General features: G+C 42.3%; 10 protein-coding genes. 4 read left to right on the top strand and 6 right to left on the bottom strand.

Annotation, left to right across the window (positions count from 1 at the left end; all coding sequences use genetic code 11):
• Positions 1 to 41 precede the first annotated feature (41 nt).
• The gene (locus IEE84_RS03875) at positions 42 to 1,145 is read right to left on the bottom strand and encodes an aminoglycoside phosphotransferase family protein (protein ID WP_224737885.1); all 1,104 of its coding nucleotides are present in this window, start codon (positions 1,143 to 1,145) and stop codon (positions 42 to 44) included.
• Positions 1,146 to 1,526: 381 nt separating this feature from the next.
• Between IEE84_RS03875 and IEE84_RS03870 the strand changes: the two genes are divergently transcribed.
• Positions 1,527 to 4,601 (top strand): LPS-assembly protein LptD, encoded by a 3,075-nt coding sequence (locus tag IEE84_RS03870; protein WP_191114917.1) that lies wholly within the window; start codon positions 1,527 to 1,529, stop codon positions 4,599 to 4,601.
• A 156-nt stretch (positions 4,602 to 4,757) separates the two neighbouring features.
• Positions 4,758 to 6,143, top strand: coding sequence for a peptidylprolyl isomerase (locus tag IEE84_RS03865; RefSeq protein WP_191114916.1), 1,386 nt, complete (start codon positions 4,758 to 4,760; stop codon positions 6,141 to 6,143).
• A gap of 477 nt (positions 6,144 to 6,620) precedes the next feature.
• Here IEE84_RS03865 and IEE84_RS03860 read toward each other — a convergent pair whose 3' ends face one another.
• On the bottom strand, positions 6,621 to 7,751 hold the full coding sequence (locus tag IEE84_RS03860) for an endonuclease/exonuclease/phosphatase family protein (protein WP_191114915.1): 1,131 nt from the start codon (positions 7,749 to 7,751) through the stop codon (positions 6,621 to 6,623).
• 439 nt (positions 7,752 to 8,190) lie between these two features.
• Here IEE84_RS03860 and asd point away from each other — a divergent pair, with 439 nt between their 5' ends.
• Positions 8,191 to 9,324, top strand: coding sequence for an aspartate-semialdehyde dehydrogenase (asd, locus tag IEE84_RS03855; RefSeq protein ID WP_191114914.1), 1,134 nt, complete (start codon positions 8,191 to 8,193; stop codon positions 9,322 to 9,324).
• 64 nt (positions 9,325 to 9,388) lie between these two features.
• Here the strand turns inward: asd and IEE84_RS03850 are convergent, their stop codons facing one another.
• Positions 9,389 to 10,039, bottom strand: a complete 651-nt coding sequence (locus IEE84_RS03850) for an SOUL family heme-binding protein (RefSeq protein ID WP_191114913.1) — start codon at positions 10,037 to 10,039, stop codon at positions 9,389 to 9,391.
• A 361-nt stretch (positions 10,040 to 10,400) separates the two neighbouring features.
• On the opposite strand from IEE84_RS03850, the gene tgt reads away from it, so the two are divergent.
• Positions 10,401 to 11,552 carry a tRNA guanosine(34) transglycosylase Tgt gene (gene tgt, locus IEE84_RS03845; protein WP_057759140.1) on the top strand — a complete coding sequence of 384 codons (1,152 nt, stop codon included), beginning with the start codon at positions 10,401 to 10,403 and terminating at the stop codon, positions 11,550 to 11,552.
• 142 nt (positions 11,553 to 11,694) lie between these two features.
• Here the strand turns inward: tgt and IEE84_RS03840 are convergent, their stop codons facing one another.
• The 3 genes from IEE84_RS03840 to fabZ all read right to left on the bottom strand — a co-directional run bounded on the left by IEE84_RS03840 (position 11,695) and on the right by fabZ (position 14,841).
• Positions 11,695 to 13,047: a sodium-dependent transporter gene (locus IEE84_RS03840; protein WP_191114912.1), complete on the bottom strand. Its 1,353-nt coding sequence runs from the start codon at positions 13,045 to 13,047 to the stop codon at positions 11,695 to 11,697.
• 302 nt (positions 13,048 to 13,349) lie between these two features.
• Positions 13,350 to 14,129, bottom strand: a complete 780-nt coding sequence (gene lpxA / locus IEE84_RS03835; RefSeq protein WP_057759135.1) for an acyl-ACP--UDP-N-acetylglucosamine O-acyltransferase — start codon at positions 14,127 to 14,129, stop codon at positions 13,350 to 13,352.
• Positions 14,130 to 14,304: 175 nt separating this feature from the next.
• Positions 14,305 to 14,841: a 3-hydroxyacyl-ACP dehydratase FabZ gene (gene fabZ, locus IEE84_RS03830; protein WP_057759133.1), complete on the bottom strand. Its 537-nt coding sequence runs from the start codon at positions 14,839 to 14,841 to the stop codon at positions 14,305 to 14,307.
• Positions 14,842 to 14,858 lie beyond the last annotated feature (17 nt).

Here is a 14,858-nt window from a genome sequence, read left to right as displayed (position 1 = left end):
CTCCTATCTTTATTATTTAAATTAATGTAGCTGAGCGTCATCTACGCTGAAGCAAACTTCTCTTTATAAGCAGGTAGCACTGCTTCTTGTAGCCATTGGTTAAACGGTATAATTGATTGCTTTAGTTCATCGTTGCCATGTTCAGCAAGCCAGTTTAATTCAATAATCAAATCACGCATAACTTTAGGAATATCCGCCAAATAGCGGTCTTTGCCATCGCGTTCAGACAAACGAATAAAAATCCCTAATACTTTTAGATGACGTTGTACGCCTATGACATTTACATCGTTTTCAAACTGCACCGCGCTATCAGCAGTGGTTAGTGATTTTTGTTTTTGTAGCTGCCAAAAGTCATCAATCCATGTGGATATTTGGCTCTCTGGCCACTCAACATAAGCATCGCGGACTAACGACACTAAATCATAAGCATACGAACCAATGACGGCATCTTGAAAATCAATCACGCCCAACTTTGATTGATCTGCTTGATCTTGCATAAGGTTGCGGCTGTGATAATCACGATGGACCACCACTTGTGGCTGTCGCAAAATCTCATTCATTAACGCTGTTTTTAGGTTTCCCCAAACCTGCTCATTTAGCGCGACACCAATATAAGGCATAAACCATTCGCTAAATAAATCCATCTCGCGGTCTAATAGTGCTGTGTCATAATCTGGCAGCTGGTGTTGCGACTTTGCCGTTTCTACTGGTACCGTTTGTAGCGCGACCAATGTCTGCATTGCTAGTTGATAGTAGTCATTGATTTGGTCTGCGGTTGCATCGACAAGCAAATGGGCAAATTCTACTGTGCCAAAATCTTGTAATACCAAAAATCCTTTTTCTACGTTTTGTGCAGTCAGAGTCGGCACGTTGACAGCAGGTGCCATCAGCTTAGCGACATTGATGAATTGCAGCATCGCATCTTGCTCGTCAGCGGAGTCCATGACGATATAATGCTTATTGGCGCGATTGTCTGTCTCTGATAGGTCGATACGATGATATCGGCGGGCACTGGCGTCACCAGGTAAGCTGTCTAGACTAAAGGTTTGACCTAAAAATACTTGCTGTAACCATTGTTCTAATTGCTGTTGGCGGTTGTTATTTTCATCGATCATATCAGTCTCTAAAGTCGTTTTGTCAGTCATATTGGGCATCGCTGGTTAAATATAAGTCATAAATAATTAAAGTAGTGATAAGTCTGACAAATACTTGCTAAAATAGCGATATGTGTCGGTGCTCTACAAGCTGTCACAGACGTATTGCTATATCATTCAATACTTGATGTCGGATAGAATCGCTATCGCTACTTAAAAATCAGCATGGCTATATTATAAATTTTGGTAAATAGTGTAGCTGATTTGGTTTTTTTTGACTATGATTAGTCGTCATTATATGTAAAACATCCAAATTTTTGAGAATACATTAGTCATATTTTAGTTGCTCGTTCACTGCTTTATGTCGTTCGGTGATACCGCTACTAAACTCAGTCATGCAATCCAATAAGCTCTGCAATCATAGGTGTGCCCTTGTTATATTCTCCGCTTTACCAAAGCATCCGCTTGATCTTATTTGGTGCCTTAGGCTTATCTAGCCTAACTGTCAGTGCTGCCATTGGTGATGCCAATACGCAAAAAACTGAACCACTCACTACGGATAGTACAGGCAGCTATGCTTCTAATAGTGTGGCGACTGACGCCAATAGTATTAGTCGTACTCAAAGTAATGATGGCTATCAAGAAGCAGATATTCTAAATGATAGCTATCCAGACGATGCTAATACGAATAACGCTGCTTTATCGAATGATACTGCGTTAGATAGTAAATTTTCTGAGAACAATGACCTAAATATTACAGAGATTAATGAAGCTACTGACTCTGAAGCTTTTAGCAACGAAGTTTCTAATGCTGCTAATCTAAATACAGAAACTAGCAACCAACCAAGCAGTGATACACCAGATAGCAGTGCCTTTGTTCCTAAAGCGATAACAACGAATAATGGTAAGCTAGACCTTAATGACGAGAGTATTCAAGCCAGCCTAATGCGCTTAGCAGAGTTTTATGAGCTGACACCAGATACTGATGCTTCAACATTAAACAATGAGGCTATCAATACTGAAGCGAACAATACTCATAATAATGCGATGCCTGCCGCACAGACGATTCCAAAGGTCGGTAGAGATTTACGTCTACTGCCAAATGCCGTGGACAGTGCCCAGCGCTGTGAAGGTCAATGGGTATATCCGCAGAGTAACCCCAATTACCAACGCGCTGTGAATGAAGCTGGTACGGCAAACGGACAACCAGCACCAAATGTGGCTAGCGTTCCAAACAATCAAGCCCCTTTATTTACCGAGTCAGATTACGGTTATTACAACAATATTAATTATGCCGAGCTATCTGGCAATGTAAAAATTGACCAAGGCACTCAGCATATCGAAGCAGAAAAAGTCATGATTGACTTGAGCAATGGCGTTGCGGCGGCTCAAGGCAAAGTCATGTTTACAGATAATGCGACTGGACAGCGTACAAGCAACGTCTCTACAAACAATGCAGCTACGAATAACGGCCAAGCCAGCTTTAATGATAGAGCGGCACAAGGCGGCCTAATTGGCGTTGCAGACAGCTTGAATTACAATACTGAGACTGGTCAATCGACGGCCAATGATGTGGCGTTTGCCAGTGTCGGTCTACAAGCGCACGGCTATGCCAAACGCTTAAACAAACCTAACGAAAGTGAATACGAGCTGGATCAGGTTATGTTTAGTACCTGTCCACCTACCAACCGCAAATGGCAGTTTGAAGCCAAAAGTATCGATCTAAATACTGATACAGGACGCGGCGAAGCGTATAACACTACTTTCCATGTGGCTGATATACCCGTATTTTATCTCCCCTACTTTAACTTCCCGATAGACAGTCGCCGTAGTAGTGGGTTTTTATTGCCAAGTGCCAGTGTCAGCAGTGAAAGCGGTCTTGAAGTTGATATTCCTTATTATTTCAACTTAGCACCTAATTATGATGCCACCCTTAACACGCATATTTATACTGACCGTAACCCGATGCTATCAGGTGAGTTCCGTTATCTGACCGAGAATTATGGGGAAGGTATTTTAAACGGTTCATACTTACCTAACGATAAAGAATATGACGACGAAGATCGTACCAGCTTGTTTTATGACCATACTTGGTCGTCGAAAAGCATTCCACGTTTAAGTGCTGATGCCGAATACAACTATGTATCGGATGCCGATTACCTTAATGATTTTGATACATTGGGACTATCGGACAGCACAATAAACTTGCCACGTCGTGCCCGCGTCAATTACTACAATGATTATGTCGATGGTGAACTGAAAGTAGAAACCTTTCAGACTTTAGATGCATTCACTGATAGTGGTGAAGCGTTAGAAGACAAAGACAAGCCGTACTCACGCTTGCCACAGCTCAAATTAAATTATCGCCTGCCTTGGGCTGAGCGCTTCGATATCACTGGTATTCATGATTCTGCATACTTCAAAAAATCTATCGATGATGGTTCTGAAAACGAAAAAAGTGGCGCACGTATTTACAATAAACTAAGCGCCGCCTATCCGATGGAAACCTCTTGGGGTTATATCAAACCTAAGCTGAGCTTGCAGCATCTATATACGTCATATGATGAAGATAGCTTAGAAGATAATCAGCTTAGTGAAGAAGATGGCAGTCAGTCCGTGTTTGTCCCACAAGCCAGTATCGATGCAGGTCTACACTTCTATCAAGCGGGCTCACCATTTGGTGCGTTTGACGATACGATGGGCGGCTATCGTTTACTTAGTCCACGCGTAAAATATACGTATTCACCGTATAAGAACCAAAACGACATTCCTAACTTTAACACGCGTATTGCCTCTATTAATTATGAACAGCTGTTTTCGGACAGTTGGTTCTTAGGTCATGATCGTTTGCAGGATTTGCATTCTATTACGCCTGGTGTCAATTATCGTTACATCGATGCAACGGGTGTGACACGTTTTGATGGTAGCATTGCAGAACAGTTCTATCTAGATGATGGACGTGTAACACTTGATGACGATCAGCCTGTTTTTACCTCGTCGTCTTCAGGTATGGTATGGGATACCAGCACTCAGCCTTATAATAATTTTTGGGTTGATGTTAGCGGTGCCTTAACCAGTAATTATGATTTGAACTACATTACGACTGAACTGCGCTATCAGCCGTCAGACAATAGCTTATTTAATGTGGGTTATGTTAAGCGTCAGCGTGATGACAATACCGATCAGTTGCCGTTATCTGCGTTTACCGCCTCCGCTGTTTTCCCTATCAATAACAGCTGGCGCATATTGGCTCAAGGTCAATACGATTATAATCGTAACAAGATGCTTGATTCACTCATTGGCGTTGATTACGAAGACTGCTGTTTCGGCTTTGCTGTTTATGGTCGCCGCTATTACAATGACCTAAACGTAAAAGACGAGCCAACACAAGCTATTATGGCAGAAGTTAGATTAAATGGTCTTGGCAGCGGTAGTAGCCGTTTGACACGATTGCTTGCTGATAAGATTTTGGGCTTTGAACCTGTACAGACGGCATGGAAAGACTAACCAGTTTTTTGCTAGATTAGAATTATTTACGTAAATATTTATAAGACACTATTTGAACCCCTATTATGGGAAACGCTGTCGAATATTTTATTATTAAGAGTATTGGATAGAGTTGACCGACTACCATCCGATGCAATGACATTGATGAGGAACATCATGAGATTTTTTTCTTTACGTCAGACTAGCAGAGCAGTATTGCTATCTATGGCAGGCCTTACGCTTACGCTAAGTGCCAACGCTGCTACTGTTAAACCTGCAGCAGCTCAAGCTTCTGCTGCGCAAAGCTCAGTTGATCGATTGACGCCAGCCAATAGTACAGACGGTATTATTGCTTTAGTTAATGAAAATGCTATCTTAAAAAGCGAATTGGTTGATGCTATCAAGCAAACTCAAGCACGTGCAAAAGCTGCTGGAGAGCCTATCGCAAACTCAGCACAATTACAGTCTGAAGTGTTAAACGCGCTTATTTTGCGTGAACTACAACTGTCTATGGTCAAACGTGCTGGACTGTCTGCTGATGAATCAGAGATCAATCAACGTCTTGGTCAAATCGCTCAAGCTGAAGGCCTTAAGAGCATCGCAGCATTGCAGCAACGTCTAGATGCGGCACAACCTGGTAGTTATGCCAATCTACGCGCCAAACTGATCGAAGAGGCTTCTATCCAAGCGCTACAGCAGCGTCAAATTACTCGCCGAGTACGTATTAGCGAGCAAGACATTGATGCATTTTTGGCCTCACCTGAAGCCAAACGTCTGAATCAAAGCGAATATCAAACCATTCACGTACGTGTGCCTTATATAGATGACTATAGTCGCCTATCGCCCGCTCAACGTGAAGAAGCATTAAAAGTTGCGCAAGCATTACGTACGCGTTTGCTTGAGCCAAATGTCAATGTCGCTGAAGCTGTTGCTGCTAGCCAAGGTAGCTATCCGATTCCATTGCAAGGTGGAGATATGGGCTTTCACAAGGCAGCCTCGTTACCGACAGAGCTGTCTAGCAAAATTACCAAGTTAGACGTTGGTACCGTAAGCGATCCATTATTGACTCCTGAAGGTATTGATATAATCAAACTTGCTGATAAAAAAGCCAGCAATACAATGCTGATACCACAGTGGCATACTCGCCATATCTTAGTTAAAGTCGATAATCTACAGACTGACGCGCTTGCTGAACAAAAAATCAATGATCTATACGAGCAGCTTCGTGGCGGCGCTGACTTTGCTAGCTTAGCCTCAACGTATTCAGACGATCCAGGTTCTGCCGGACGTGGCGGTGACCTTGACTGGGTTAGCGAAGAAGATATGGTAGGTCCATTTGAAGCCACAATGAAAAATACGGCTGTTGGTGATTACTCTGCGCCATTTAAGACACAGTTTGGTTGGCATATCCTAAAAGTTGATGGTAAGCGCGATCAAGATATTAGCGAGCAATATCGTCGCAATATGGCACGTCAAGCATTGTATCAACGCTTAGCACCACAAGCTCAAGAAGACTGGTTACAAGAGCTACGTGCTGGCGCTTATATTCAGATACTTGGCTAATAGGTTGTAATAAGCTAATAGTATTAAGTTAGCGAAAGTACTGAATCGATTTAAATAAAGAAGGGTATATGCAATGGCATATACCCTTCTTTGGTTTGCGCAGTTAAATATTTAATTGAAAGCTTTGATGGGAAAATCCCAAATTTAAATAGTTTAAATCTTGATAAACCAAAATCCACACAAAGAAAAACCCCGAACCTAGGGCGATTGGTTCAGGGTTTCAATACTTCGTGTTATTGTTATTATCTCTCTTCCGTGCTGACTCATCCTAAGTCATTTAACAGTATTATATAAGACAGCGGGCTGACCTGTGCTTTTATTGATACTGTCTCAACACTACATCCATGCGTATCCTTGTGTTGATGGATGTATTATAGGCCAATGGGTTTGGTGCCGATAGAAGCTAAAGACTCTATTTTGCGTAAGCATATGCTTACATCACATTTATGTATTACAGCTAATAAACAGCCTATTTTATTAACCAAAGCTGCGCTGATCTTGTCTGTGCTCTTCTGACACTTTTTCGCCTTCTTTCTTGCCTTCTTCGATTTTGTTATCAGTCTCTTGGATATCTTCTGCTTGTACAGTAGGCGCATTGCCTTCTTGCTTGCTTGCTTCTTCTGGCTCATATTGCAAGGTAGTCATCACAGGGAAATGATCAGACCCTACGGATGGCATACGCTGAATATCAACTACCGTAAAACAGGCACTATGAAAGATATGGTCTAAAGCCCAACGCAGAAATGGGTATTTAACATGAAAGGTATTAATAAAATGTCGACCAATACGAGGATCTAGTAGTCCTGAGATACGTTGGAAACGACGTGTGGTTTTTGACCATGCGACATCATTGAGGTCACCTGCCAGTATCACCGTTTGGTCGTTTTCTTTTATATGTTTACCCACCATGAGCAGCTCAGCATCACGCGTGGTGGACTTATCAGCTTCAGTTGGGCTAGGCGGCATGGGATGCAAGCAATATAACCAAATGACGCGGCCTCCTTGCAAACGCAGTTGTGTATGGATAGATGGTATATCATCTATCATTAAATACTTAACTTCAGGATCGATAAGCTCAAGCTTAGAATACAAGTGCATGCCATATAGATTATCTAGTGGCACTTTCACGGTGTAGGGATAGTCAGACTCGACTTGCTGTAAGGCTTGCTCCCATTTCTTGTCACTCTCTAATGTGATTAAGATATCAGGCTGCTTTTGCTTAACCAAATCGACCAGTTTTTGCGTTTCGTCATTGGGCGTCAATACGTTTGATACCATGATTTTTATCTGATGCGCTTGCCCTTCTGGCTTATCTTTTGCCTTTTGAACTTCTTTTTTCCACAGCTTAGTATATGGCAGTACCATTCTCAGCTGAAATGCTAACGTACCGCTCAATACAACAAACAATATCCACTGCCATAACTCCCACTCTGAGAAAAACACTAACATGCCAACCCAAGCGATAATACCAAGCACCATTATTTGAATGCGTGGAAACTCAACACCGCGCACCCACCAGTTATCCAGCGGCAACCAGCCCCAGATTGTGACAAAGGCGATGAATCCTGCTAGACCTTGTAAGACGTAATATAATAGTGAGAGATCCATAAGTAGGTACTAACCGTTGATTAAAGTGTTGATAGAGCCGATGATGTATATTGGTTAAGCTTTTGTTTGATAAGAAATATCGTGGTTGTAACTCACCTGACATCAAATAACTAACGTCGAGTAATTGCGTTTGAGACTTACTTTAGCATTTCAGAAGATTCTCGCCTACTGGTGAGTCTCAATTATGCGACAACTATCATAAAACGTTACAATATTGGCTCATTCAATGTAATGAGTGCTTTATTAGACATTATATTTTTGAGGTCGTCAGATAGCCCAGTATCTATTCAATAGTAATAACTTAAAGTTATAGTCGACATAGTTAATAGTGTATGGAAAACGACCAAATAATAGCCAAAACGCCTTGCTTTTTCGCGCCATTCACGGCATTGTTATCGGTTGACGATGCAACAAATAATTGTAAATAGGATTGAACTTCATGAGTGATTTAACAGTAGGTTTGGTAGGCTGGCGCGGTATGGTAGGGTCAGTATTGATACAACGTATGCAGGAAGAAAATGACTTTAACGGGATCAAACCCGTGTTTTTTTCTACCAGTAATGCTGGTGGTGATGCACCAAAATTCGATGGTATTGAAACCGGCCAACTAAAAGACGCTCATGATATTGAATCACTTGCTGCTTGTGATGTCGTTATTACTTGCCAAGGTGGTGACTATACGTCAAAAGTCCATCAACCATTGCGTGATAGTGGTTGGAACGGCTATTGGGTTGATGCGGCAAGTACGCTGCGAATGAAAGATGACAGCATTATCATTCTTGATCCAGTCAACCGTAACGTTATTGATAGTGCCCTAGCCAATGGCAAAAAAGACTTTATCGGTGGTAACTGTACCGTATCATTGATGCTGATGGCTATCGGTGAGCTGTTTAATAAAGGCTGGGTCGAATGGGTCAGCGCCATGACATATCAAGCTGCTAGTGGCTCTGGCGCAAATAACATGCGCGAGCTCATCAACGGTATGGGTGTGTTACGTGATGCCGTCCAAGACGAATTGGCTGACCCTGCTAGTGCTATTCTTGAGATTGATAAAAAAATCGCTCAGACTCAGCGTTCAGCAGACTTCCCTACACAATACTTCGGTGTACCACTGGCAGGTAGCTTGATTCCTTATATCGATGCTCAGCTAGAAAACAAACAGTCAAAAGAGGAATGGAAAGGCGGCGTCGAGACCAATAAGATCTTGGGTAATGATGAAGCCAGTACGATTCCTATCGATGGTATGTGTGTACGCGTCGGTGCTATGCGTTGTCATGCGCAAGGCCTAACGATCAAACTGAAAAAAGACATTCCGCTAAAAGAGATTGAAGCTGCACTCAAAAACAGTGGCAACGAGTGGTTGGACTTGGTCGAAGATGACAAAGAAGCTACCATGAATCGCCTAACTCCAGTGGCAGTGACTGGAACCTTAACCGTTGCTCTAGGTCGCTTGCGTAAGCTTAATATGGGCCCTGAGTATCTAGGTGCATTTACCGTTGGTGATCAGTTGTTATGGGGCGCAGCAGAACCATTACGTCGCATGCTTAATATCATCCGTGAGCAAAACGTCTAACTCAGATACCTTAAATGAAGCACAAAAAAGACAGCGATTGCTGTCTTTTTTTATGGGTTGTTTACTAGTTAGGTTGATAAGCAATCATTACCTCATTACGACGTAAAAATGGCAACGTCCAAGGCGGGTTATAACGTGCCAATTCAGGCTCGCCTGTAGGCGTCAAATTCTGGTCTTGCATCCATGTTTGCAGCGCTTCAGTTTTTTCCGCTACTTTATCTTCTCCTGCGAGCCAAGAGAACTTAATCACACCGTACGTCTGTGCAGGCACTTCTATAATCTCAACGTTTGGATTGTTTGGCTTTGGCAGTGTTTGCATCGTATATTTACTAGGCATCGTAAATTGTACACGCCACTTACCATCGTCTTGTTGCATACTTACTGGTGCTGTCATCGCAATTTTTTGTGACTCATTATCACTTTCTTTGTTATCAGCTTGCATCGTGACAGGTGCCGTCATACTGATTTTACTACTGTCTCCACTTGGTGCTGTGTTATTACCAAAAATATAGTCCGCTAAAATCTTAAATCCTTCACGACTTGCTGAGTCTTGGTCACCACTCACCCACGTTTGCGCTACTAGCTGCTCATCATAACGACGCAGCTCAAAGTCATCTACTTGGGTCAACACCGTATATTTCGGCTCTTCAGTAGCCATAGCCCCTCCTGATATCAATAATGAACCACTCAATAATAAGTAAGCTGTCTTTTTCATGTTATGTCTCCAGCATCTAAAAGCATGGTGTGGCAATGATTATTACCTCACCTGTATAACTTCTACTGTATCAACAGACCTTTAGTATTGTCTGTGTCTTTTGGCGTGCTATCTGTATTTTTTAGTTATAGTAAAGCGGTATTTACCAAAGTGTATATTGCGCGTATACCGATGACATCTAATAACTATAGTCAAAGAACGCTAAAATGTATGCAAGGCCGCCGACTGAAAATTATACAAGTAGTACATTTAGGGAGAGTAACGCCGTAGCAGTTCAGTGATTCTCCGACTATATGTCCAAAAAAACCGCTAACAATGCTATAATTAGCGCCATTTTCATAGCTTAAATAGCGGTTATCATATGCAATTTGTCTTACATAAAACGGCTAGCGGTGCAACGCGTGCACGCCGTGGTACGGTTCATCTCAATCATGGCGACGTGCAAACGCCTGCTTTTATGCCTGTTGGTACTTATGGTACGGTCAAAGGCATGCTGCCACGTGATATCGAAGCCATCGGTGCTGATATTATTTTGGGCAATACCTTTCATCTATGGTTACGTCCGGGTACCGAAGTCATTGATAAATTTGGTGGCCTGCATAAGTTTATGCATTGGGACAAGCCTATCTTGACCGATTCGGGCGGTTTCCAAGTATTCAGCCTCGGCGCAATGCGTAAAATTACCGAAGAAGGCGTAAATTTTAAATCTCCTATCGATGGCGCAAAGGTATTTCTCTCACCAGAAAAATCCATGCAAATTCAGTACAGCTTGAACTCAGACATCGTCATGCAGTTCGATGAGTGTACGCCTTATCCAGCCACTCATGACGAAGCGAAAAAGTCGTTAGAGTTATCATTACGTTGGGGTCAGCGCTGTATCGATGAGCACAACAGACTGGGCAGCACCAACGCATTATTCGGTATTGTACAAGGCAGTATGTATCCTGATTTGCGTCAGCAATCACTTGAAGGCCTGTTAGAGATTGGCTTCGATGGTTATGCTATTGGTGGTCTTTCAGTTGGCGAACCTAAAGAAGAGATGATAGATGTCCTAGACTACCTGCCTGATGATATGCCAGCAGATAAGCCACGCTATCTTATGGGTGTTGGTAAGCCTGAGGATTTAGTTGAAGGCGTACGTCGCGGCGTAGATATGTTCGACTGTGTGATGCCAACGCGTAACGCGCGTAACGGCCATTACTTTGTGACGGGCGATGCAGATAATGCTGGTGTGGTACGTATCCGTAATAGCCAATATCGCAATGATGAAGGCCCATTAGATCCTGAATGTGACTGCTATACTTGCCAAAACTTTAGCCGTGCTTATCTGTACCATCTTAATAAGTGCAAAGAGATGCTAGGTGCTCAGTTAGCGACCATTCATAATTTGCGCTATTACCAACGTTTGATGCAAGGTATCAGAGATGCTATCGAGCAAGATAAATTTGATGAGTTTGTCAGCGAGTTTTATGCTAAACGCGGTCAAACGGTTCCTGAGTTAAACTTGCGTTAATCCTGTTTAATATTCACGACCGTATAACGATATCTGTTGAAATAAAAAAGGGCTTAAGAATAATCTTAAGCCCTTTTTTCTGTGCTGCTTTTATCACTCAATGATTATCACTTAATGATTCAAATAGAATCTATTTTGACTACTATCCCATCAATGACGTCACAAATACTACAATAACAGCGATTGGTGCGATGAATTTCGCAACGATTTGCCACAGCTGCCATGTACCATTAGATAAACCAAGCTCTTGCTGAATGTTACGTTGATCCATTTTCCAACCAACAAATACAATTGCAGCCAGACCTGTTAGAGGCAATAGGAACTTACTAGTAAGCTTATCTAATGCATCAAAGATACCATTACCCATGATAGTAAAGTCAGACCATAGATTGAACGATAGCAATGCTGCAATACCTAACAACCAGATTACTGTACTTGCCACGATAGTCGATACAGTACGACTCATCGACGTACGCTCTTCTAACAGCTCAACGGTTGGCTCAAGTAACGAGATAGATGAAGTAATAGCGGCAAAGGTAATAAGCAAGAAGAACAATGCACCAATGATAGTACCCGCACCCATGCTACCGAAAGCAATTGGCAAGCTTACAAAGATAAGACCAGGACCTGATGCAGGATCTAGACCATTGCTAAAGATGATTGGGAAGATGGCAAGACCAGCAGCCAACGCAATAACCGTATCCAAAATAACAACGGTACGTGCTGTTTTTAGCAAGTTTACTTCACGGCCCAAGTAAGAGCCATAAGCGACCATGATACCCATACCAATTGATAGGGTGAAGAATGCATGGCCTAATGCTGCAAGCATAACATCAGCCGTTAGTTTGCTAAGATCTGGCGTAAATAGGTAAGCAACTGCTTCACCGAATCCACCGTTCATTACGTTGTAACCAACGATAACGAACAGAATCACACCCAATAATGGCATTAAAATCTTAGCTGTTTTTTCGATACCACTTGTCACACCAATACCAACGATGACAGCGGTTAAAATCATAAATACCGTATGCCAGATCGTCAATGTACCAGCTGATGCAAGCATAGCATCAAAGGTTGCAGCAACAGAATCACTGTCTTGACCAGCAAAGCTACCTGTTGCAACTTTAGTGATATAGTTAAGCGCCCAACCACCGATCACACTATAGAACGATAGAATTAAGAAGCCACCCAAAACACCAGTAGCACCAATAATACCCCAACTACGCGACTTACCTTCATTCGCTGCTACGTCTGAAAAAGTATTGACTGGGTTTTTTTGACCACGTCGACCAATTAACCATTCAGCAACTAATATCGGAAAACCGACCAGCGCGATACAGAACAAATAAGCAATAACGAAAGCTGAACCACCGCTTTCGCCAACCATGTATGGAAATTTCCATATGTTTCCTAAACCAACTGCTGAGCCTACTGCTGCCAATACGAAGCCAAAGCTTGAGCTCCATTGGGCATGTTCTTGTTTATTGATAGCCATTTTTTCCGTCCTCGTGCTTCAATTAACGTTACTGATAATCTTCCTTGATCAACATAAATAGTCAGCCTTACCGTTAGACTATTTAGTAAACGCTTCGATGTGAAACGCCCAGCAACATTAAGAAAGAATTGATTACAATATCGTAAACGCTCAGTTTCTGCTAAGCGACCAAAAAAGTCAAGTACTCATAAATATAAAAAGCCATAACAAATAGTTATGGCTTTCATCTAATTCGCCTTCATTCCATAAGAATTTAGCTGATTAAAAGTATCAAACTCATCATTAATCGAGTTATGCTTTCTTTAGCGCACAACACCGCGGCTGCTATTTTGTAAGGAATCAATAAGTAGCTGAATTTTTGGCTCTTTAGCCAATAGCTCACTATGTAGGACTTCCAACGCTTGTGCAGTAGTCAAACCTGATCTGAAAATCGTACGATACGCTTGACGTAATACATTGATGGTTTCTTTTGACCAACCTTTACGACGCATACCCTCAATATTGAGTCCATGAGCCTTTGCTGGATTGCCAGATACCATTGTAAATGCAGCCACATCTTTTAGAATGAGGCTTGCTCCGCCAATCAAGCTATAGTCATCTACTGTACAAAACTGATGAATACCTGAGTTACCGCCAATGATGGTATGGTCGCCAATAGTCACATGCCCTGCTACACCAACATTGTTGGCCAGTACGTTATGATCGCCAATGACACAATCATGTGCGACATGGGTGTTTACCATCAGTAGATTATGACTGCCGATTTTAGTCAGCTCGCCGTCTTGCGCTGTACCACGGTGTAAGCTACAGGCTTCGCGAATCGTATTGTGATCACCGATTTCAAGCCAAGTGCGCTCACCTGCATATTTCAAATCTTGAGGATCTTCACCGATACTTGCAAACTGATAAAACTCATTGTGTTGGCCAATACGAGTCAGCTTAGTCACAACGACATGTCTATGCAAAACCGTATGCGCACCAATTGATACTTCATCACCAACGATACAATAGGGCCCGATGATAGCAGTCTCGTCAATCTGCGCGGACGGTGAGATGAGTGCTGTAGGATGAATCTGACTCATAAGATGGGCCCTTGTATCATTTGATGCGAGTAAATAATAAAAAAGTATCGCTATTTCAGTGTTACTAACGAAGCTAATACCAGTTGCGTTGTTGAGAGTTTATATATAACTGTTTATTGTAGCTATAGTGAGCGATTTCAACATCGCTCTTTGTGCAGTATGGCTTATTAAAAACTTAAGCACCCTTCGTGTTAGCAGGTTTTTGCTGCTCTTGGCGTGCAATCATAATTTGCGCACTAGCAGCCAATTCATCTTCGACATGGACAGTACAATCAAATTTATAGATGCCATGTCTTTGCATCACAGTTTTTGCACGAATGATAAGCTGATCACCAGGAATCACACGGCGTTTAAAACGGACCTTATCCACACCTGCAAACAGATAGAGATAACCGTCTTCTGCCGTCAGCCCTGCACTGATAAAACCAAGCACTCCTGACACCTGCGCCATTGACTCCACCATCAATACCCCTGGCATAATCGGCTCATCAGGAAAGTGACCGTTAAAGAACTCTTCATTAATAGTCACGTTCTTGATACCAGTAATACACTCACCTGGCGTACAAGCTACAATACGATCTACCAGCATAAAAGGATAACGATGCGGTAAATAATGCTTAATCGTATGATACGTCAATGGTAGCGTAAGACCTTGCTCAGCCAAGCTTTTAACGTCTTCATCAGTTGGGATATCTATATTGTTATTGCTCATAATGACGCTTCCTTGCT

The sequence above is a fragment of the Psychrobacter sp. 28M-43 genome (assembly GCF_014770435.1).
Classification (GTDB): Bacteria; Pseudomonadota; Gammaproteobacteria; order Pseudomonadales; family Moraxellaceae; genus Psychrobacter.
The sequence above is the reverse complement of the archived record's forward strand: the minus strand, read 5'-3'. Positions and strand labels throughout refer to the sequence as shown.